The organism is Burkholderia sp. BCC1985, from assembly GCF_905339915.1.
Taxonomy (GTDB): domain Bacteria; phylum Pseudomonadota; class Gammaproteobacteria; order Burkholderiales; family Burkholderiaceae; genus Burkholderia.
In genome coordinates this window covers 49,918-69,781 of the sequence record NZ_CAJPGY010000002.1, presented here as the reverse complement: position 1 = coordinate 69,781, position 19,864 = coordinate 49,918, and the positions used below count along the sequence as shown (strand labels likewise).

The window sequence follows — 19,864 nt, the reverse complement described above, 5'->3', positions numbered from 1 at the left end:
CTCGCCCGCTTTCTCGTACAATTTGCGAACGTTGTATTGTCGCAGAAGCCGCTACGCGCCGCTGCCGGCGCCCTCGCCGGCCGGCCTGCGCGCGGCGGCGCATTTATTACAGGATGAAAGCCCCCCGCCATGACCGATTCGACCCTCGAACTCCCGCAAAAGCAGCCCGCGCTGCGCGTCGTCCCGCAACCGCACGACGCGAACGTCCACGGCGACGTGTTCGGCGGCTGGATCATGTCGCAGGTCGACATCGCCGGCTCGATCCCCGCGAGCCAGCGCGCGAACGGCCGCGTCGCGACGGTCGCGGTCAATTCGTTCGTATTCAAGCAGCCGGTGTTCGTCGGCGACCTGCTGAGCTTCTACGCGACCATCATGCGCACCGGCAACACGTCGATCACGGTCGACGTCGAGGTCTACGCGCAGCGCATGCGCCTGATGGGCGAAATCGTGAAGGTCACCGAAGCGACGCTCACCTACGTCGCGACCGGCCCCGACCGCAAGCCGCGCCAGCTGCCGCCGCTGTAACGACGCATGCGCGCCGCGCGGCGGCGCCGCATGCGGCCCGTCAGTGCGTGGCCGTCAGCCCGAACTCCCGCATCGCGGGCACGAAGTCGTGATTGAGCTTCGGCTTGCGCGACAGCTTCACCAGCACGTAGCGCTGGAACGGCGCGAGCCGCTGCCACTGCGCGAGCGCGGGCGCCGGCAGCCCGGCCAGCGCGCTCTGCTGCACGAGCGCGTCCGGCACCGAGTCGGTCGCGCGCCAGCTCGGCTGCTCGTCCGGCTGAAACCACGACGGTTCGAGGTCGGCATGCGTGCGCAGCATTTCGAACAGCGCGTGATCGAAATTGGGCTCGATCGCGGTGTCGTCGTCGGCCGGAAAGCGCGCGAGCAGCTTGCGGTCCTCGAGCGGCAGCAGTTGCCACTGCTCCAGCGAAATCCGCAGACCGAAACGGTCGAGATTGAAACGCACGATCATCGGGATGTACGTGAGGTTTTCCGACGAATCGTGTTCGAAATTGAATAGCAGCGGAGCGTCGCTGAGTCCCATGGTCGTTACCTGAGTGGCGGATGCCGGCGCGGCCGGCCTGCCTGAGGTATTTTAGAACCTCTGCGCGCGAGCGGCGGACCCGATCGCCGCCGCCCCTGCCTCGAATCAACGGGAGTGCTCGTGAATCCGACCGAAACAGAAGAGCCGCGCGGCGCGATCGAGCTGTCCGTGCGCCGCACGCGCGGCGGCGCCGTCGAAACCGCGCACGACTACGTCGGCCAGGAATGGCCGGTCGCGCTGGTCTTCAACGGCATCTCGCACGCGGTGATGATGTGCACGCCGCGCGACCTCGAGGCGTTCGCGGTCGGCTTCGCGATCTCGGAAGGGATCGTCGAGCGCGGCAGCGACATCAAGGACATCGACGTGATCCTGCACGCCGACGCGCCGCTGCCGCACGCGGAGGTGCATCTGGAAGTCGTCCAGCAGGCGTTCGCCGCGCTGAAGGACCGGCGCCGCGCGCTCGCGGGACGTACCGGCTGCGGCGTGTGCGGCATCGAAAGCATCGACCTGCTCGACCTCGCGCCCGAACGCGTACCCGACACCGGTTTTCTCGCGCGCCTCGCGCCCGACGCGCTCGCGCGCGCGGCCCATGGGCTGCCGGCGCACCAGGCGCTCACGCAGCTCACCGGCGGCCTGCATGCGGCCGCGTGGTGCGACGCAACAGGCGCGATCCGGATGGCGTTCGAGGACGTCGGCCGCCACAACGCGCTCGACAAGCTGATCGGCGCGCTCGTGCTGGCACGCGCCGACGCGACCGACGGTTTCGTGTTCCTGTCGAGCCGCGCGAGCTACGAGCTCGTGCGCAAGTCGGCGCGGGTCGGCATTCCGATGGTCGCGACGATCTCCGCGCCGTCGTCGCTCGCGATCGAGATCGCGAAGGCGGCCGGCCTGCGGCTCGTCAGCTTCTGCCGCGAAACCGGCCACGTCGATTACGGCACCGCCTGAGCGGTCGCGGCGGGCGCGTTGCCCGCGGCTTCGGGAACCGCCCCCTGCCGCGCGCCCGCTGCGGCCGGCGCGCGCACCTCGGGTGCCGCCTCGCTCGTCACGTTTCCGCGATAGTCCGTCCAGAGCTTGCGGTCGGTGTCGTAGAGCTTGCAGCGGCGGGCCGTGTCGAAGTACCAGCGCCAGCCGAAGCGCTGCACGACGATCCGCCCGGGCAGCATGTCCTCGAGCTTCGCCTGCGCCGGCTTGAGCCGATACAGCGGCACGCTCATGTCGACGTGATGCGCCGTGTGCTCCATGATGTGGTGCAGCAGGCCGCCGATACCGAACGGAAACGTCAGGTGCAGCGTGGTCGACACGAACGGTGCGGCATTCGACCATTCGGCGCGGTTCGCGTGCCATGCGATGCGCGGGTCGGTATGGTGGACATACACGACGAAGCCGATCATCGAGCACCAGAACAGGAACGGCACGAGCACGCCGGTCGCGAGCAGCAGCGCGACGGATTGCTGCGTCTCGATCGCCACCCCGACGACGGCGGCGATCCACACGGCCGCGAAGCCCGTCACCAGCAGGCAGTCGCGCCGGAACACCGGCCGCGACGCACCGATATAGCCCCGGGTCGGGAAATACATCCGCAGCCACCAGATCTCGACGAGATAGTAGAGGCCCGGCGCCCATCCGCTCCGGTAGACGCGATCCAGCCACCGCCGCGCCAGCGACAGCGCGGCGAATTCCGCCGGCGTATGCGGCGCCCACACGAAATCGAAGCCCTTCAGGTTCGTATAGCCGTGATGCACGACGTTGTGCCCGACTTCCCACAGGCTGTAAGGCGTCAGCGACGGCAGGAAGGCGATGCGGCCGAGCCAGCGGTTCAGCCGGCGGTCGGGCGTCAGGCTCTGATGGCACGCGTCGTGCCCGATGATGAACAGTCGTCCGGTGATGAACCCGGCGGCCATCCCGCAGGCGATCTTGCCGACCGTCGACGGAATCAGCAGCGCGCCGGCGAACGCCGCGAACAGCAACAGGTAGTCGAGCACGAGCAGCAGGATCGGGCGCACGATCTCGCGCGTGGCGAACGGCACGAGCCATGCGCGGATGACCTTGCGGTGCGGGATCGGCTCGTCGGCGCGAACCGGTGTCTGGGAATCGTTGTTGACCATGATGCAGAAAGGCATGCGATTCGCACGCCCGAAAGAAAAGGAGCCGTGCGGCACGCACGGCGCAGCGGGACGGGACGGACCGCGCCCCGGGCCGGTTATCGCGACATCATGTTCATGCTGACGTTGTGCATCACCCACAGCGTCCCGACGATCAGGATCAGCGCGGTCAGCACCGTATAGCTGAACGCCATCACGTTCCAGCGCTGGCTGGACGACGCGTTCATGTGCAGGAAGCAGACGAGATGCACGACGATCTGCACGAATGCGAGCCCCGCGAGCGCGATGATCGCCGCCTTCGGCGCCAGCATGCCGCCCATCACGAGGCCGAACGACGCGGCCGTCAGCAGCACCGACAGCACGAAACCGACGAGATAGCCGCCGGCCGTGCCGTGCGCGTCATCGTGGTGGATGAGTTCCGAATGGGCCATTTAGATCACGCTCGCGAGATAGACGAAGGAGAACACGCAGATCCAGACGATGTCGAGGAAGTGCCAGAAGAGGCTCAGGCAGGTGAGGCGCCGGAAGTCGCGCTCCGTCATGCCGGGGCCGCGGGCGATCTGCACGACGAGCACGACCATCCACAAGAGGCCGACCGCCACGTGCAGCCCGTGCGTGCCGACGAGCGCGAAGAACGCCGACAGGAATGCGCTGCGCTGCGGACCCGCGCCCTCCGCGATCAGGTGCGAGAACTCCCGCAGCTCCATCGCGAGGAACGCGGCGCCCAGCACGAACGTCACCGCGAGCCACACGAACACCGTGCCGCGCCGGCGGCGCTGCGCGCCGAGCATCGCGAACCCGTACGTGATGCTCGACAGCAGCAGCGCCGCCGTCTCGAGCGCGACACCCGGAATGTCGAACAGGTCCTTCGCGGTCGGACCGCCGGCGAACTGGTTGCCGAGCACCGCGAACGTCGCGAACAGCGACGCGAAGATCACGCAGTCGGTCATCAGGTACAGCCAGAAGCCGAATACCGAATGCGACGGCGGATGGTGGTGCGCGCCCGGATGACGGGCGGCGCCCGCGAGAGATTGATACGACATCAGTTCGTCTCCAGTTCGACTTCCGGCGCCGGCGTGCCGATCCGCACGCCCGCGCGTTGTTCCTCGATCTTGCGGACGGTATCCGCCGGAATGTAATAGCCGTCGTTGTCCTGTGCGCTGTACAGCACCACCGTCGCGACGATGCCGACGAGCGCGGCGATCGCGAGCCACCAGATGTGCCAGACGAGCGCGAAGCCGAGCAGCAGGCTGAAGATGCCGACGAAGAAGCCCGCGCTCGTGTTCGACGGCATGTGGATGTCTTCGTACCTGACGTTCTTGCCGAGGCCGAGCCCGAGGCCCTTCGCCTTGCGATAAGCGAGTTCGTCGAGTTCGTGCACGTTCGGGAGCACCGCGAAGTTGTAGACGGCGGGCGGCGACGACGTCGCCCATTCGAGCGTGCGGCCGTTCCACGGGTCGCCCGTCGCGTCGCGATACTGCGGCTGGTTGCGATTGCGCCAGCCGACCCACACCGATGCGACCTGGCACAGCACGCCGATCGCGATCAGCGCGACGCCGCACGCGGCGGCCACCAGCCACGGATGCCATGCCGGGTTGTCGTAGTGGTTCAGGCGGCGCGTCATGCCCATGAAGCCGAGCACGTACAGCGGCACGAACGACGCGTAGAAGCCGAGGAACCAGCACCAGAACGCGCGCTTGCCGAACTTCTCGTCGAGCCGGAAGCCGAACACCTTCGGGAACCAGTAGTGAACGCCCGCGAAGTAGCCGAACACGACGCCGCCGATGATCGCGTTGTGGAAGTGCGCGATCAGGAACAGGCTGTTGTGCAGCACGAAATCCGCGCCCGGAATCGCCATCATCACGCCGGTCATCCCACCGAGCGTGAACGTGACCATGAAACCGATCGTCCACAGCACCGGCGCCGTGAATTCGATGCGGCCGCGATACATCGTGAACAGCCAGTTGAAGATCTTCACGCCGGTCGGGATCGCGATGACCATCGTCATGATCCCGAAAAACGCGTTGACGTCGGCCCCCGAGCCCATCGTGAAGAAGTGATGCAGCCACACGAGGAACGCGAGCACCATGATCACGCACGATGCATAGACCATCGTCCGGTAGCCGAACAGCGGCTTCTTCGCGAACGTCGCGATGACTTCCGAATAGATGCCGAACGCGGGCAGCACAAGGATGTATACCTCCGGATGCCCCCACGCCCAGATCAGGTTCAGGTACAGCATCGCGTTGCCGCCGGCTTCGTTGGTGAAGAAATGCATGTCGAGGTAGCGATCGAGGCCGAGCAGCGCGAGCGCGACGGTCAGGATCGGGAACGTCGCCATGATCAGCACGTTCGAGCAGAGCGCGGTCCACGTGAACACCGGCATCTTCATCAGCGTCATGCCCGGCGCGCGCATCTTGATGATCGTCACGAAGAAGTTGATCGACGTGATCAGCGTCCCGACGCCCGAGATCTGCAGCGCCCACAGGTAGTAGTCGACCCCGACGCCCGGGCTGAACTGCAGCTCCGACAGCGGCGGATACGCGAGCCAGCCCGTCTGCGCGAATTCGCCGATCACGAGCGAAACGTTCATCAGGATCGCGGCGACCGCCGTCATCCAGAAGGAGAGCGAGTTCAGGAACGGAAACGCGACGTCGCGCGCGCCGATCTGCAGCGGCACGATCAGGTTGAAGAACGCGACCAGCAGCGCCATCGCCATGAAGAAGATCATGATCACGCCGTGCGCGGTGAAGACCTGGTCGTAGTGATGCGGCGGCAGGTAGCCGGGGCCGTTGTACGCGAGCGCGAGCTGCAGGCGCATCATCACGGCGTCCGCGAAGCCGCGCAGCAGCATCAGCACCGCGACGACCAGGTACATCACGCCGATCTTCTTGTGATCGACGGACGTCAGCCATTCGCTCCACAGCCATTTCCACCTGCCCGCGACCGTCAGCGCGGCGACGATGCCCAGCACGACGAGCCCCATGAAGGCGCTCGCCCCCATGATGATGGGCTGATCGAACGGGATCGCCGAAAGAGTCAGTTTTCCGAACATGCGTTACCCCTTCGTCGTGCAGGCGGCGTCCTTCGGGTCGAGGACGTGGCCGTTGTTGTATTTCGCGATGATGTTGTGGAACAGCTTCGGGTCGACCGACGAGAAATAGCGCACGGGCGCCTTCTCGCCCGGCTGCGCGACCGTGCCGTACGCGGTCATGTCGAGCCGGTCGGACGACGCCTTCACCTTCCGCACCCACGCGTCGAACTGCTCGCGCGGCTCGGCGAGCGTGCGGAACTTCATGTCGGAGAAGCCGCGGCCGCTGTAGTTGGCGGACACGCCTGCGTAGTCGCCCGCCTCGTCGGCGATCAGGTGCAGGCGCGTCTGCATGCCGGCCATCGCATAGACCTGGCTGCCAAGCTGCGGGATGAAGAACGAGTTCATCACCGAGTCGGACGTGATGCGGAAATTCACCGGCGTGCCGACCGGAATCGCGAGCTGGTTCACCGACGCGATGCCGAGTTCCGGATAGATAAACAGCCACTTCCAGTCGAGCGCGACGACCTCGACATTGATCGGCTTGACCGACGATTCGATCGGCTTGTACGGGTCGAGCTCGTGCGTCGTCCGCCACGTGAGCACGCCGAGGAACAGGATGATCAGCGTCGGCACCGTCCAGATCACGACCTCGATCGCGGTCGAGTGCGACCAGTCCGGCGCGTAGGCGGCGTTGCGGTTCGATGCGCGGTAGCGCCATGCGAACCACAGCGTGAGCAGAATCACCGGAATGACGACGATCAGCATTGCCCACGTCGCTGTCGCGATCAGCGATTTTTCCGCGACGCCCACCGCGCCCTTTGGATCGAGCACGTGAAGGTCGCTGCATCCGGCGAGTCCAGCCAGCAGCCCGATGACGGGTGCCGCACGCGCCCCGCCGGTGATTCGTCCGATCATTGTTCGTTCGCCTGATTGTCGTTGAGAAGAACCGCTGGCCGCACGCCGCCATCGCGCGACGCATCCGGCCGCGGCGACCTGTGCGCGAACTGTACGGAAAATTGCCGCAGTGCAACTTGACGGGGGACAAGGTTTGCCGAGGTGAGTCGGAACTGCCCTGAGGGGGTGGGCGCTGGGGCTAGGCTGGGCTAGGCTGGGCTAGGCTAGGCTAGGCTGGGCTAGGCTAGGCTAGGCTAGGCTGGGCTGGGCTGGGCCAGGCTGAGGCTGAGGCTGAGGCTGAGGCTGAGGCTGAGGCTGAGGCTGGGGCTGGCCTGCGGCAAAACGGCCACCGGGCCTTCGCTCAGGCGTCGCGGATAGCAGGCACTAACGGGCCGGAAAGCGGGACGGCGCTGCGCCGCAACATGAGGAGCGCCTGCGCGAATTGCGCGGCTGTCTCGGCGGCGGATGCGGGGAACGCGGAACACCACGCGAACGCATGGCAATTCAGAATCGAGCCGACCCGCCGATTGATGCGTCGGCCACGAGGGCCAAACGCACGCCACGCGACGAGCGACGGGCGACGAGCAGCGCGCGGACGCAAGCGTTGCCGCACCGGACGGCCAAGGCGTCCGGCGCGACGAAGCGCCCCTGCGCCCCGTATCAGTCGAACTGACGGAAATCCGGCTTGCGCTTCTCGAAGAACGCCGTCATCGCCTCGCGCGCTTCCGGCGCGCGCAGCATCGCGGAGAAATGGCCGGCTTCCTCGCTCATCCGCGCGGCCACGGCCACCCCGCCCGTCTCCTTCAGCAGCGCCTTCGTCACGCGCAGCGACGACGCCGGCAGTGCCGCGAGCTTCGCGGCCTGCTTCGCCGCGAATGCGTCGAGTTCGGCGGCCGGCAGCACGCGATTGACGATGCCGATGCGATGCGCTTCCAGCGCGTCGAACGCTTCGCCGAGCAGCAGCTTTTCAGCGGCGACCTGATGGCCGGCCAGCCGCGGCAGCAGCACGCTCGATGCGGCTTCCGGGCACAGCCCGAGCTGCGCGAACGGCAGCGAGAACGTCGCGGTGTCGGCCGCGTAGACGAGATCGCAGTGCAGCAGCATCGTCACGCCGACGCCGACCGCGACGCCCGGCACCGCGGCCACGATCGGCTTGGTCGCGCCGCTGATCCGCGCGAGGAACTGGAATACCGAAGCGTTCTCGTCCTTCGGCGGCGTCTTCAGGAAATCCTCGAGATCGTTCCCCGCGCTGAAGTTGCCGTCGCTGCCGCGCAGCAGGATCACGCGGATCGCCTTGTCTTCCTGCGCGTCGGCGAGCGCATCGGCCATCGTCTGGTACATCGCCGCCGTCAGCGCGTTCTTCTTCGCCGGGCGCGCGATCGTGATCGTCAGCACGCCGTCGGCGCGTTCCACTTGAATTTCGGCCACAACCGTCTCCTTTGACTTTCCTCTTCCGGAATGAAAAACGGTGCGCAAGCTCGTGGCTCGCGCACCGTGATCGCTACTGTCCCGCTCCGCTTACAGGCGTTCGATGATGCCCGCCGCACCCATGCCGGTGCCGACGCACATCGTGACCATCCCGTACTTCAGGTTGCGGCGGCGCAGGCCGTGCACGACGGTCGCCGCGCGGATCGCGCCGGTCGCGCCGAGCGGGTGGCCGAGCGCGATCGCGCCGCCGACCGGGTTGACCTTCGACGGGTCGAGGCCGAGATCGCGGATCACCGCCAGCGACTGCGCGGCGAATGCCTCGTTCAGCTCGATCCAGTCGAGATCGTCCTGCTTCAGGCCGGCAGCCTTCAGCGCGGCCGGAATCGCTTCCTTCGGCCCGATGCCCATGATTTCCGGCGGCACGCCGCGCACCGCGAAGCTCACGAAGCGCGCGAGCGGCGTCAGGTTGAATTCCTTGAGCACCTTCTCCGACACGACCAGCAGCGCGCCCGCGCCGTCCGACGTCTGCGAGCTGTTGCCGGCCGTGACCGAGCCCTTGTTCGCGAACACCGTGCGCAGCTTCGCGAGGCCTTCGAGCGTCGTATCCGCGCGCGGACCTTCGTCGAGCTTGATCTCGCGCGTCTTCACGTCGATTTCGCCCGTCGCGAGGTTCGGGAAACGCTCGGTGATCGTGTACGCGGCGATTTCGTCGCCGAACTCGCCGGCCTGCTGAGCGGCGAGCGCCTTGCGGTGCGATTCGACCGAGAACGCGTCCTGGTCTTCGCGGCTCACCTTCCACTGCTCGGCGACGCGCTCGGCGGTCAGGCCCATCCCGTACGCAATGCCGAAGTCTTCGCTGCGATCGAAGATGTGCGGCGACATCGACGGCTTGTTGCCCATCATCGGCACCATGCTCATCGATTCGCAGCCACCCGCGAAGATCGCGTCCGATTCGCCGACGCGGATGCGGTCCGCCGCCATCGCCAGCGCCGTGATGCCCGACGCGCAGAAGCGGTTGACCGTCACGCCGCCGACCGTCTGCGGCAGGCCGGCGAGCAGCGCGCCCATGCGGGCGACGTTCAGGCCCTGCTCGGCTTCCGGGATCGCGCAGCCGATGATCGCGTCCTCGATCACTTTCGTGTCGAGGCCGGGCACCTGCGCGACTGCCGACTTGATCGCGTGAACCAGCAGCTCGTCGGGGCGCGTGTTCTTGAAGACACCGCGCGGGGCCTTGCCGATCGGGGTGCGGCTGGCGGCGACGATGTATGCGTCTTGCAGTTGTTTGCTCATTTCAGACTCCTTGTCGTCTGCTCGCTCAGTTACGCACCGGCTTGCCGGTCTGCAACATGCCCATGATCCGTTCCTGCGTCTTCTGCGTGCCGAGCAGCTCGACGAACGCGCGGCGCTCGAGCGCGAGCAGCCATTCTTCGTCGACGAGGCTGCCGGCTTCGACGTCGCCGCCGCACACGGCTTCGGCGATGCGGCTCGCGATCAGGTAGTCGTGGTCGCTGATGAAGCGGCCGTCACGCATGTTGACGAGCGATGCCTTGATCGTCGCGATCGCCGAGCGGCCTGCGACCGGCACGTCCTTCGCGCGCAGCGGCGCGCGGTAGCCGACGGCGGCCAGCGCACGCGCTTCCTTCTTCGCGGTGTCGAGCAGTTCGAACACGTTGAAGACGATCGTGTCGGACGGCTTCAGGTAGCCCATCGCACGCGCATCGTGCGCCGACGACGACACCTTCGCCATCGCCGCGTTCTCGAACGACTTCGTGACGAACTTCAGGATGTCGGTGGTCGCGTTCGCGGCCGTGGCCGCCTCCGCCGCACGCAGCGCCGCTTCCTTCAGGCCGCCGCCCGCCGGCACGAGGCCGACGCCCACTTCGACGAGACCGATGTAGCTCTCGACGTGCACGACGCGCTTCGCGCTGTGCAGCATCAGCTCGCAGCCGCCGCCGAGCGCGATGCCCGATACGGCCGCGACGACCGGCACGTTCGCGTACTTCACGCGCAGCATGCCTTCCTGGAACTTCTTCACGAACGGCTCGATGCCCTTCGCGCCGCCCATCATGAACGCGGGCATCGCCTCTTCGAGGTTCGCGCCGGCCGAGAACGGGCCGCCCGGCGTGCCGAGCTTCAGCGACGTCGGCTGCCAGATCACCACGCCCTTGTAGTCCTTCTCCGCGAGTTCGATCGCCTGCACGAGGCCGTCGATCACGCTCGGTCCGATCGTGTTCATCTTCGACTTGAACGACACGATCACGACGTCGTCTTCACCGGCACGATCATCGACCCATGCGCGCACCGTGTCGGTTTCGAACAGCGTCTTGCCGTACGTCTTCGGATCGGCGCCGGCTTCGCCGACGAGCGGCGCGCGGAACACCTGCTTGCCGTAGACGGCCAGGTCCGAGCGCGGCACGAAGCGCTTCGACGCCGGCGCCCACGAGCCTTCGGCCGTGTGCACGCCGCCCTTCTCTGCAACCGCGCCTTCGAGGACCCACGACGGCAGCGGCACGTTTGCGAGCGCCTTGCCGGCCGCGATGTCTTCCTGCACCCACTCGGCGACCTGCTTCCAGCCGGCGGCCTGCCAGCCTTCGAACGGGCCTTCGTTCCAGCCGAAGCCCCAGCGGATCGCGAGGTCGACGTCGCGCGCGTTGTCGGCGATCGACTCGAGATGCACGCCGATGTAGTGGAACACGTCGCGGAAGATCGACCACAGGAACTGCGCATGCGGATGGTCCGTCTCGCGCAGCAGCTTCAGGCGTTCCGCCGGCGGGCGCTTCAGGATGCGGCCGACGGTTTCGTCCGCCTTCGCGCCCGAATCCACGTAGGTGCCCGTCTTCGCGTCGAGCACCTTGATCGCCTTGCCTTCCTTCTTGTAGAAGCCGCCGCCCGTCTTCTGGCCGAGCGCGCCCTGCTTCACCAGTTCGGCGAGCACGGCGGGCGTCTGGTAGACCGGGAAGAACGGATCGTCGGCGAGGTTGTCCTGCATCGTCTTGATCACGTGCGCCATCGTGTCGAGGCCGACCACGTCCGCGGTGCGGAACGTCGCCGACTTCGCGCGGCCGAGGCGGCTGCCCGTCAGGTCGTCGACTTCGTCGAAACGCAGGCCGAACTTCGCGGCCTCGGTGATCACCGCGAGGATCGAGAAGATGCCGACGCGGTTCGCGATGAAGTTCGGCGTGTCCTTCGCGCGCACGACGCCCTTGCCGACGATGCTCGTCAGGAAGGTTTCGAGCTGGTCGAGGATCTCCGGACGCGTATGCGCGGTCGGGATCAGCTCGACGAGGTGCATGTAGCGCGGCGGGTTGAAGAAGTGCACGCCGCAGAAGCGCGACTTCAGCTCGTCCGAAAAACCTTCCGACAGCTTGGTGATCGACAGGCCCGACGTGTTGGTCGCGAAGATCGCGTTCGGCGCGATGTGCGGCGCGACCTTCTTGTACAGGTCGTGCTTCCAGTCCATCCGCTCGGCGATCGCTTCGATCACGACGTCGCACTCGGCGAGCTTCGCGATGTCATCCTCGTAGTTCGCGGCTTCGAGGTATTTCGCGTCGTCCTTCACGCCGAACGGCGCGGGCGACAGCTTCTTCAGGTTCTCGATCGCCTTCAGCGCGATCGCGTTTTTCGGGCCTTCCTTGGCCGGCAGGTCGAACAGCAGCACCGGCACGCGCGCGTTGACGAGGTGCGCGGCGATCTGCGCGCCCATCACGCCGGCGCCCAGCACGGCGACCTTGCGAATCAGGAAATTGCTCACGGGATGTCTCCGGATAGTGTCGTGCAGCGCGGAGGTTGGAGGCTGCACGGCGAAGTGAGTACCAGGAACCGTTGGGTTCGGGCGGCGCGCGGCGCGCACCGCCCGGACTCGCGTCAGAACAGCGATTCGTCGACTTCCATCAGCGTCTTCGAACCGGCGCGCGCGGCGCGGATCGTCGCGGCCGTTTCGGGCAGCAGACGCGCGAAATAGAAGCGGGCCGTCGCGAGCTTCGACTTGTAGAACGGGTCGCCCGACGCTTCCTTGTCGAGCGCGAGACGCGCCATGCGCGCCCAGAAGTACGAGAACACCAGGTGGCCGACGGTGCGCAGGTACGGCACGGCGGCGGCGCCGACTTCGTCCGGGTTCTGCATCGCCTTCATGCCGATTTCCATCGTCAGCTTCTGCACCTTGTCGCCGATGTCGGCGAGCGGGTTGATGAACTCGGCCATCTCCGGCTTCACGCCTTCGGCTTCCGCGAATTCAGTGACGAGCTTGCCGAACTTCTTCAGCTTCGCGCCCATGTCGCCGAGCACCTTGCGGCCCAGCAGGTCGAGCGACTGGATCGAGTTCGTGCCTTCGTAGATCATGTTGATCCGCGCGTCGCGCACGTACTGCTCCATGCCCCACTCGGAGATGAAGCCGTGGCCGCCGTAGATCTGCATCGCGTGGTTGGTCGACTCGAACGCGTTGTCGGTCAGGAACGCCTTGATGATCGGCGTGAGCAGCGCGACGAGGTCGGCCGCTTCCTTGCGCACCGCTTCGTCACCGTGCGACAGCTCCTTGTCGATCTGCAGCGCGGACCAGTACGTGAACGCGCGCGCGCCTTCCGCGTAGGCCTTCTGCGTGAGCAGCATGCGGCGCACGTCCGGGTGCACGATGATCGGATCGGCCGGCTTGTCCGGTGCCTTCGGGCCCGTCAGCGAGCGCATCTGCAGGCGTTCCTTCGCGTACGTCAGCGAGTTCTGGTACGCGACCTCCGTGAGGCCCAGGCCCTGCATGCCGACGCCCAGACGCGCGGCGTTCATCATCACGAACATCGCGTTCAAGCCCTTGTTCGGCTCGCCGACCATCCAGCCCTTCGCGTTGTCGAGGTTCATCACGCACGTCGAGTTGCCGTGGATGCCCATCTTGTGTTCGATCGAGCCGCACTTGATGCCGTTGCGCTCGCCCGGCTCGCCCGCGGCGTCCGGAATGAACTTCGGCACGATGAACAGCGAGATCCCCTTCGTGCCTTGCGGCGCGTCCGGCAGGCGCGCGAGCACGAGGTGGACGATGTTCTTCGACATGTCGTGCTCGCCGCTCGAGATGAAGATCTTCGTGCCGCTGATCGAGTACGAGCCGTCGCCGTTCGGTTCGGCCTTGGTGCGCAGGATGCCGAGGTCGGTGCCGCAGTGCGGCTCGGTCAGGCACATCGTGCCCGTCCATTCACCCGACACGAGCTTCGGCAGATACTGTTTCTGGAGCTCCGGCGCGCCGTGCGCGTGCAGGCATTCGTACGCGCCGTGCGACAGGCCCGGATACATCGTCCATGCCTGGTTCGCCGAGTTCAGCATTTCGTAGAGCGCGTTGTTCACGAACGCGGGCAGGCCCTGGCCGCCGTAGTCCGGATCGCAGCCGAGCGCCGGCCAGCCGGCCTCGACGTACTGCCGATACGCTTCCTTGAAGCCGGTCGGGGTCTTCACGACGCCGTCGCCTTCATACGTGCAGCCTTCGCGGTCGCCGACCTGGTTCAGCGGGAACAGTACCTCGGAGCAGAACTTGCCCGCCTCCTCGAGGACCTGGTTGATCGTGTCGGCGTCGAGGTCCGCATGCCGCGGCATTTGCTTGACCTCGGCCTCGACATTCAGAAGCTCGTGCAACACGAATTGCATGTCGCGCAGCGGCGCGGCGTACTGTCCCATGACTCTCTCCAAAGGTGGGCAAACGGCTCGAGCTCCTGGCGGGCGGATCACGCGCCGCTAACGGCTCTCGCTCTGATACGAAACGATCGTCTTTTCCAGCGCGGCCCACGTGAGGCGCACGGCATCCGGCGAATGCAGGAATCGTGCGTCGTGATGCAGGCCGAGCGTGAAGCTGTACAACTCGAAGAGCATCAGGTCCGGATCGGTATCCGCACGCAGATGGCCTTCTTCCTTCGCCTGCGAAATGGCACGCAGCATCGCGGCACGCCAGGCCGTCACGCTCGCGATCAACTGCTCGCGCACCGGGCTGTCAGGCCGGTCGTCGTACTCGACCGCACCGCTGATGTAGATGCATCCGGTCGTCACCTCCTGGATGCGCTTCTCCGTCCAGCGGGCCAGCATCGCCCGAAGGCGCGGCAAGCCTCGCGGCTCGCGCAGGCTCGGAAAGAACACCTCGTTCTCGAAACGATGGTGATACTCGCGGACGACCTCGACCTGCAGGTCCTCGCGCGATCCGAAGTGCGCGAACACACCGCTCTTGCTCATCTGCATGCGCTCGGCCAGCAGGCCGATCGTCAGCCCCTCCAGCCCGTCACGGCTGGCGAGGTCCAAAGCAGCTTCGAGTATCGCGGCACGCGTCTGTTCGCCTTTTCGCATAGCTATTTCTGTAACCGTTCGGGGGTTCGAATAAAATCGAACGGCCGTACTATTATTGAGTGCGGCCGCTCGCGAAAACAAGGAAATTATTAGAAACCGGTGTCTAACCGAGCCGCTATTTTGCGCGATTCCGGAGGACCGGAGCGGCTTTTCCGCACGAACGTGCGGACAGATTGATGAAGCGGATGCTGAATCCGTGTCAGTCGTAACCGCCGACCGTCAGCGCCTTCATCACGAGGCGGTACGTGTTGTATGCGAGCCAGTTCAGCATACGCTCGATGCGCGGCCGTGCGGCGTACCGGGCGGCATCGATTTCGCGGCCTTCGGAGAAGGCGGCCGCGATCGCGTCGCGCAGCTGGTTCGTGACCGCATCGTAGCGCACGAGCACGACGTTCGCCTCATTGTTCAGCATCAGGCTCAGCGCGTCCAGGTTCGACGAGCCGACGGTCGCCCAGTTGTCGTCGATCACGGCCACCTTGCCGTGCAGCATCGTCTTGTCGTATTCCGCCACGCGCACGCCCGCGCGCAGCAGTGCGTGATACAGGAACGGCACGGCCGTATCGAGCGCCGCGAATTCCTTGCGGCCGATCAGGATCCGCACGTCGACGCCGCGACGTGCCGCGCCGGTCAGCGCGCGGCGCAGCTTGCGGCCCGGCATGAAGTACGGATTCGCGAGCAGGATCCGCTGGCGCGCCTGGCCGATCGCGGCGAGATACGCCTTCTCGATCGCGCGGCGGTTGACGACGTTGTCGCGCGCGACGAACGCGACGCTCGGCTCGGTCACGACCCGCAGCGCACCGGCCTTGATCCAGCGGTGGCTGCGCATCCAGCGCCGGAACATGTCCGGAAACGCCTCGCCGCCGTGCAGCCCCGCCGCGTACTGCGCGTACGGCTTGTGGCCGAACTGGATCCGGTGCCACTGCAGCTCGAACGCGGCGCGCACGTCCGACACCGCCGGCCCCGCCATCTCGACCGCGAAATCCCAGCGCGGAAACGGCAGCGTCGCGCTGCCCTGCGTGAAGTCGTCGACGATGTTGATGCCGCCGCAGAACGCGACCGCATGATCGATCACCGCGAGCTTGCGGTGCGTGCGCGAGAAGCCGAAGCGGCCGAACAGGTAGCGGTTGTAGATGCAGTGCTCGATGCCGGCGTCGGCCCACGTGTCGAACAGCGGCAGGCGCGCGGTGCCGATGCCGTCGGTGATCACGCGCACGCGCACGCCGCGCTGCGCCGCGCGGATCAGCGCATCCGACACCGGGCGGCCGGCCGCATCGTCGCAGAAGATGTAGGTTTCGAGCATCACCTGCTCGCGCGCCGCATCGATCCGTTCGATCAGCGCGAGGAAGAATTCGTTGCCGGTTTCGCAGAGCCGTACCGTGTTGCCGGCCGTGAACGCGAGCCGCGACGCGGAGCCGCGCTCCTGCAGGAACATCTGCCGCAATTGCGCGAAGCGCTTGCGGGTTTCCGCATTCATGCGGACGAGCCGTGCGGTGCCCGCGCGAGCGACACGCGCACGGGCAATTGCAGGATCGCTTCGGCATTCGACGGCGAGAAGCAGCGCGCGGCCGCTTCGCGGAACGGCAGCCACGCGTAGTCGACGTGCTCGCGCGGCGACAGCGTCACGTCGACGCGATGCGGCACGCACAGGCCGAACCAGTGCTCGACGTTGCGCGTGACGCCCGGCGCATAGCGATGCAGGTATTGCGGATAGATCGCGTATTCGATCCGGTGGTGCCAGTCGACCAGCGCGGTGGCCGGCACGTCGTGCGACCCGACCGCGATGCCGGTTTCCTCGGCGACTTCGCGTGCGGCCGTGAGCGCGAGCGGCTCGTCGGGCGCGTCCTTCGACCCGGTCACCGATTGCCAGAAATCGGGCTGGTCGGCACGCTTGATCACCAGCACGTCGAGTTCGGGCGTGTAGATCACGACGAGAACGGATTCGGGAATTTTCGGCGGCTTCGTCATCTTGGTTTCATGCGGCACAGGGCCGTGCGCCGGGCCTGTGCCCGAACGTGCGGCAAGTGCTGCGACTGTACCGCAAAAAACGAAAAAGGCGCACCAGGCGCCTTCTTCGTTGGGCGTCGTGCGCGCGTCGCCGCGCACACGATCGTTGACAAGCGTTACGCCTTCGGCTGTTCCGGCTGACGCAGACGGATGTGCAGTTCGCGCAGCTGACGCTCGTCGACCGGGCTCGGCGCCTGCGTGAGCAGATCCTGCGCACGCTGCGTCTTCGGGAACGCGATCACGTCGCGGATCGAGTCGGCACCGGCCATCATCGTGACGATGCGGTCGAGACCGAACGCGATACCGCCGTGCGGCGGCGCGCCGTACTGCAGCGCGTCGAGCAGGAAGCCGAACTTCAGTTGCGCTTCTTCCGCGCCGATCTTCAGCGCGCGGAACACCTTGCTCTGCACTTCCTCGCGGTGGATACGCACCGAGCCGCCGCCGATTTCCCAGCCGTTCAGCACCATGTCGTAGGCCTTCGCGAGGCAACGGCCCGGGTCGGTCTCGAGGTACTCGAGGTGCTCGTCCTTCGGGCTGGTGAACGGGTGGTGTGCCGCGACGTAGCGCGCGTCTTCGTCGTCGTATTCGAACATCGGGAAGTCGACGACCCACAGCGGCTTCCAGCCGGCCTGGACGAGACCGTTCGCCTTGCCGAATTCCGAATGGCCGATCTTCAGGCGCAGCGCGCCGAGGCTGTCGTTGACGACCTTCGCGCGGTCGGCCGCGAAGAAGATGATGTCGCCGTCTTCAGCGCCGGTGCGCTCGAGGATCGCCGCGATCGATGCGTCGTGCAGGTTCTTGACGATCGGGCTTTGCAGGCCGTCGCGGCCCTTCGCCTTCTCGTTGACCTTGATCCACGCGAGGCCCTTCGCGCCGTAGATGCGCACGAATTCCGTGTAGCCGTCGATGTCGCCGCGCGACAGCTCGCCGCCCTTCGGAACGCGCAGCGCCGCGACACGGCCGTCCTTCGCGTTGGCCGGCGTGCTGAACACCTTGAAGTCGACGTCCTTCATCGCGTCGGTCAGCTCGGTGAATTCGAGCTGCACGCGCAGGTCCGGCTTGTCCGAGCCGAAACGCGCCATCGCTTCCGAGTACGGCATCACCGGGAATTTCGCGTCGAGTTCGACGTCGATCGTCGTCTTGAAGATGTGACGGATCATGTCTTCGAACAGGTCACGGATTTCCTGCTCGCCGAGGAACGACGTTTCGCAGTCGATCTGCGTGAATTCCGGCTGACGATCGGCGCGGAGGTCTTCGTCGCGGAAGCACTTGGTGATCTGGTAGTAACGGTCGAAGTTCGCGACCATCAGCAGCTGCTTGAACAGCTGCGGCGACTGCGGCAGCGCGAAGAACTGGCCCGCGTTCACGCGCGACGGCACGAGGTAGTCGCGCGCGCCTTCCGGCGTGCTCTTCGTCAGCATCGGCGTTTCGATGTCGATGAAGCCCTGCTCGTCGAGGTACTTGCGCGCTTCGATCGCGACACGGTAGCGCAGGCGCAGGTTGTGCTGCATCTGCGGACGGCGCAGGTCGAGCACGCGGTGCGTGAGGCGCGTCGTTTCCGACAGGTTGTCGTCGTCGAGCTGGAACGGCGGCGTGACCGACGCGTTGAGCACGATCAGCTCGTGGCACAGCACTTCGATCTTGCCGCTCTTCAGGCCGGCGTTGACCGTGCCTTCCGGACGGTTGCGCACGAGACCCTTGATCTGCACGCAGAACTCGTTGCGCACGCCTTCGGCGGTCGCGAACATTTCCGCGCGATCGGGGTCGCACACCACCTGCACGAGGCCTTCACGATCGCGCAGGTCGATGAAGATCACACCGCCGTGATCGCGGCGGCGCTGCACCCAGCCGCACAGCGACACGGTTTGGCCCAGCAGGTGTTCGGTCACGAGACCGCAGTATTCAGTACGCATCGACATGATGTTTGCTTTCGTTCGGTTTGATCAACGGGCGCCGCAACGCGCGGCCCGGGCGATGATTCTTTACTTACAGCGGCGGCTCGACGGGACGGCGGGCGGGCGCCGGAGCCGGCGCCGAAGGCGCCACGACGCCCATCGAGACGATGTACTTGAGCGCGGCATCGACCGACATGTCGAGTTCGATGACTTCGCTCTTCGGCAGCATCAGGAAGAAGCCCGACGTCGGGTTCGGCGTCGTGGGCACGTACACGCTCACGTACTCTTCCGTCAGATGGTTGACCACGTCGCCGCCGGGCGCGCCGGTCAGAAACGCGATCGTATACGAGCCGCGGCGCGGGTATTCGATCAGGAGCGCCTTGCGGAACGCATTGCCGCTGCTCGACAGCAGCGTGTCCGACACCTGCTTGACGCTCGTGTAGATCGGCCCGACGACCGGGATGTGACGCACGACCGCGTTCCACCACGTGACGAGCTTCTGGCCGATGAAGTTCTGCGTGGCCAGCCCGACGACGAAGATGAACGCGAGCGTCAGCACCGCGCCGATCCCCGGCAGATGGAAGCCGAGCATCCGCTCCGGCTGCCACGATTCGGGCAGGAGCAGCAGCGTCTGATCCATCGTACCGATGATGAGGCCGAGCACCCACAGCGTGATCGCGAGCGGGACGAGAACCAGCAGGCCGGTCAGAAACACCGTTTTCAGGGTCGTCTTTTTCATCATCTGCCGTCAATGAACCGCGCCGGAAGCGCGGGTTGGTCGCGACCCGGCCGGGCCGCGACGGTCAACTGCCGGCGGCGGGCGCTGCGGCCGGGGCCGGCGCGGCGCTCGTCGTCGTACTTTCGGAACCCGACGCAGCGGGCGCGGCTGCCGCCGGCGCCGCGGCGGCCGGTGCTGCCGTGCCCGTGTCGCCGGACGCCGTCGCCGGCGCGCTGGTGCCGCCCGAGCCACCGCGGAAATCGGTGACATACCAGCCGGAGCCCTTCAGCTGGAAGCCGGCGGCGGTGACCTGCTTGCGAAAAGCATCCTTCCCGCATTCGGGGCACTGCGACAGCGGCGCGTCGCTCATCTTCTGGAGCACGTCCTTCGCGAAACCGCACGCTTCGCATCGATAGGCGTAGATCGGCATGA

18 protein-coding genes are annotated in these 19,864 nt (G+C 66.4%); 2 read left to right on the top strand and 16 right to left on the bottom strand.

The window, feature by feature from the left end; translation table 11 throughout:
- Window positions 1-129 precede the first annotated feature (129 nt).
- Complete coding sequence (locus U4Z31_RS02290) at window positions 130-525, top strand: acyl-CoA thioesterase (protein ID WP_027789162.1); 396 nt, start codon at window positions 130-132, stop codon at window positions 523-525.
- A gap of 40 nt (window positions 526-565) precedes the next feature.
- Here the strand turns inward: U4Z31_RS02290 and U4Z31_RS02285 are convergent, their stop codons facing one another.
- Window positions 566-1,048 carry a nitrate reductase associated protein gene (locus U4Z31_RS02285; protein ID WP_044846821.1) on the bottom strand — a complete coding sequence of 161 codons (483 nt, stop codon included), beginning with the start codon at window positions 1,046-1,048 and terminating at the stop codon, window positions 566-568.
- Window positions 1,049-1,162: 114 nt separating this feature from the next.
- Here U4Z31_RS02285 and fdhD point away from each other — a divergent pair, with 114 nt between their 5' ends.
- Entirely contained in the window at window positions 1,163-1,993 is an 831-nt protein-coding gene (fdhD, locus tag U4Z31_RS02280; RefSeq protein WP_135801060.1) for a formate dehydrogenase accessory sulfurtransferase FdhD, read from the top strand.
- Here fdhD and U4Z31_RS02275 read toward each other — a convergent pair.
- From U4Z31_RS02275 to U4Z31_RS02205, 15 genes are all read right to left on the bottom strand, one after another.
- Window positions 1,978-3,153: a fatty acid desaturase gene (locus tag U4Z31_RS02275; RefSeq protein ID WP_415750261.1), complete on the bottom strand. Its 1,176-nt coding sequence runs from the start codon at window positions 3,151-3,153 to the stop codon at window positions 1,978-1,980. The genes fdhD and U4Z31_RS02275 overlap by 16 nt on opposite strands.
- 95 nt (window positions 3,154-3,248) lie before the next feature.
- On the bottom strand, window positions 3,249-3,581 hold the full coding sequence (gene cyoD, locus U4Z31_RS02270) for a cytochrome o ubiquinol oxidase subunit IV (protein ID WP_124488612.1): 333 nt from the start codon (window positions 3,579-3,581) through the stop codon (window positions 3,249-3,251).
- Window positions 3,582-4,193 (bottom strand): cytochrome o ubiquinol oxidase subunit III, encoded by a 612-nt coding sequence (cyoC, locus tag U4Z31_RS02265; RefSeq protein WP_321809324.1) that lies wholly within the window; start codon window positions 4,191-4,193, stop codon window positions 3,582-3,584.
- Complete coding sequence (gene cyoB, locus U4Z31_RS02260) at window positions 4,193-6,205, bottom strand: cytochrome o ubiquinol oxidase subunit I (protein WP_321809323.1); 2,013 nt, start codon at window positions 6,203-6,205, stop codon at window positions 4,193-4,195. Before cyoB ends, cyoC begins: the two co-directional genes overlap by 1 nt.
- 3 nt (window positions 6,206-6,208) lie before the next feature.
- Entirely contained in the window at window positions 6,209-7,099 is an 891-nt protein-coding gene (gene cyoA, locus U4Z31_RS02255) for a ubiquinol oxidase subunit II (protein ID WP_321809322.1), read from the bottom strand.
- A gap of 639 nt (window positions 7,100-7,738) precedes the next feature.
- On the bottom strand, window positions 7,739-8,506 hold the full coding sequence (locus U4Z31_RS02250; RefSeq protein ID WP_044846827.1) for an enoyl-CoA hydratase: 768 nt from the start codon (window positions 8,504-8,506) through the stop codon (window positions 7,739-7,741).
- A gap of 90 nt (window positions 8,507-8,596) precedes the next feature.
- A complete protein-coding gene (locus U4Z31_RS02245) occupies window positions 8,597-9,796 on the bottom strand; it encodes an acetyl-CoA C-acyltransferase (RefSeq protein WP_044846828.1) in 1,200 nt (399 codons plus the stop codon).
- A gap of 25 nt (window positions 9,797-9,821) precedes the next feature.
- Entirely contained in the window at window positions 9,822-12,257 is a 2,436-nt protein-coding gene (locus U4Z31_RS02240; RefSeq protein WP_321799350.1) for a 3-hydroxyacyl-CoA dehydrogenase/enoyl-CoA hydratase family protein, read from the bottom strand.
- Between the two features lie 113 nt (window positions 12,258-12,370).
- On the bottom strand, window positions 12,371-14,158 hold the full coding sequence (locus tag U4Z31_RS02235; protein WP_044846830.1) for an acyl-CoA dehydrogenase C-terminal domain-containing protein: 1,788 nt from the start codon (window positions 14,156-14,158) through the stop codon (window positions 12,371-12,373).
- A 57-nt stretch (window positions 14,159-14,215) separates the two neighbouring features.
- Window positions 14,216-14,815, bottom strand: a complete 600-nt coding sequence (locus U4Z31_RS02230) for a TetR/AcrR family transcriptional regulator (RefSeq protein ID WP_006751498.1) — start codon at window positions 14,813-14,815, stop codon at window positions 14,216-14,218.
- A 199-nt stretch (window positions 14,816-15,014) separates the two neighbouring features.
- A complete protein-coding gene (gene clsB / locus U4Z31_RS02225; protein ID WP_321809321.1) occupies window positions 15,015-16,289 on the bottom strand; it encodes a cardiolipin synthase ClsB in 1,275 nt (424 codons plus the stop codon).
- Window positions 16,286-16,780, bottom strand: a complete 495-nt coding sequence (gene nudB / locus U4Z31_RS02220; RefSeq protein ID WP_044846843.1) for a dihydroneopterin triphosphate diphosphatase — start codon at window positions 16,778-16,780, stop codon at window positions 16,286-16,288. Before nudB ends, clsB begins: the two co-directional genes overlap by 4 nt.
- Before the next feature lie 155 nt (window positions 16,781-16,935).
- Window positions 16,936-18,738, bottom strand: a complete 1,803-nt coding sequence (gene aspS, locus U4Z31_RS02215; RefSeq protein ID WP_044846832.1) for an aspartate--tRNA ligase — start codon at window positions 18,736-18,738, stop codon at window positions 16,936-16,938.
- 67 nt (window positions 18,739-18,805) lie between these two features.
- Window positions 18,806-19,456: a DUF502 domain-containing protein gene (locus tag U4Z31_RS02210; RefSeq protein ID WP_027785397.1), complete on the bottom strand. Its 651-nt coding sequence runs from the start codon at window positions 19,454-19,456 to the stop codon at window positions 18,806-18,808.
- A 61-nt stretch (window positions 19,457-19,517) separates the two neighbouring features.
- Window positions 19,518-19,862, bottom strand: coding sequence for an FmdB family zinc ribbon protein (locus tag U4Z31_RS02205; protein WP_044846833.1), 345 nt, complete (start codon window positions 19,860-19,862; stop codon window positions 19,518-19,520).
- Window positions 19,863-19,864: the final 2 nt, after the last annotated feature.

Excerpts from the sequence above, each read along its gene's own strand:
- U4Z31_RS02290 (WP_027789162.1), top strand. The coding sequence starts at position 130 with ATGACCGATTCGACCCTCGAACTCCCGCAAAAGCAGCCCGCGCTGCGC.
- U4Z31_RS02285 (WP_044846821.1), bottom strand. The coding sequence starts at position 1,048 with ATGGGACTCAGCGACGCTCCGCTGCTATTCAATTTCGAACACGATTCG.
- U4Z31_RS02275 (WP_415750261.1), bottom strand. The coding sequence starts at position 3,153 with ATGGTCAACAACGATTCCCAGACACCGGTTCGCGCCGACGAGCCGATC.
- cyoD (WP_124488612.1), bottom strand. The coding sequence starts at position 3,581 with ATGGCCCATTCGGAACTCATCCACCACGATGACGCGCACGGCACGGCC.
- cyoC (WP_321809324.1), bottom strand. The coding sequence starts at position 4,193 with ATGTCGTATCAATCTCTCGCGGGCGCCGCCCGTCATCCGGGCGCGCAC.
- cyoB (WP_321809323.1), bottom strand. The coding sequence starts at position 6,205 with ATGTTCGGAAAACTGACTCTTTCGGCGATCCCGTTCGATCAGCCCATC.
- cyoA (WP_321809322.1), bottom strand. The coding sequence starts at position 7,099 with ATGATCGGACGAATCACCGGCGGGGCGCGTGCGGCACCCGTCATCGGG.
- U4Z31_RS02245 (WP_044846828.1), bottom strand. The coding sequence starts at position 9,796 with ATGAGCAAACAACTGCAAGACGCATACATCGTCGCCGCCAGCCGCACC.
- U4Z31_RS02235 (WP_044846830.1), bottom strand. The coding sequence starts at position 14,158 with ATGGGACAGTACGCCGCGCCGCTGCGCGACATGCAATTCGTGTTGCAC.
- U4Z31_RS02230 (WP_006751498.1), bottom strand. The coding sequence starts at position 14,815 with ATGCGAAAAGGCGAACAGACGCGTGCCGCGATACTCGAAGCTGCTTTG.
- clsB (WP_321809321.1), bottom strand. The coding sequence starts at position 16,289 with ATGAATGCGGAAACCCGCAAGCGCTTCGCGCAATTGCGGCAGATGTTC.
- nudB (WP_044846843.1), bottom strand. The coding sequence starts at position 16,780 with ATGACGAAGCCGCCGAAAATTCCCGAATCCGTTCTCGTCGTGATCTAC.
- aspS (WP_044846832.1), bottom strand. The coding sequence starts at position 18,738 with ATGTCGATGCGTACTGAATACTGCGGTCTCGTGACCGAACACCTGCTG.
- U4Z31_RS02210 (WP_027785397.1), bottom strand. The coding sequence starts at position 19,456 with ATGATGAAAAAGACGACCCTGAAAACGGTGTTTCTGACCGGCCTGCTG.
- U4Z31_RS02205 (WP_044846833.1), bottom strand. The coding sequence starts at position 19,862 with ATGCCGATCTACGCCTATCGATGCGAAGCGTGCGGTTTCGCGAAGGAC.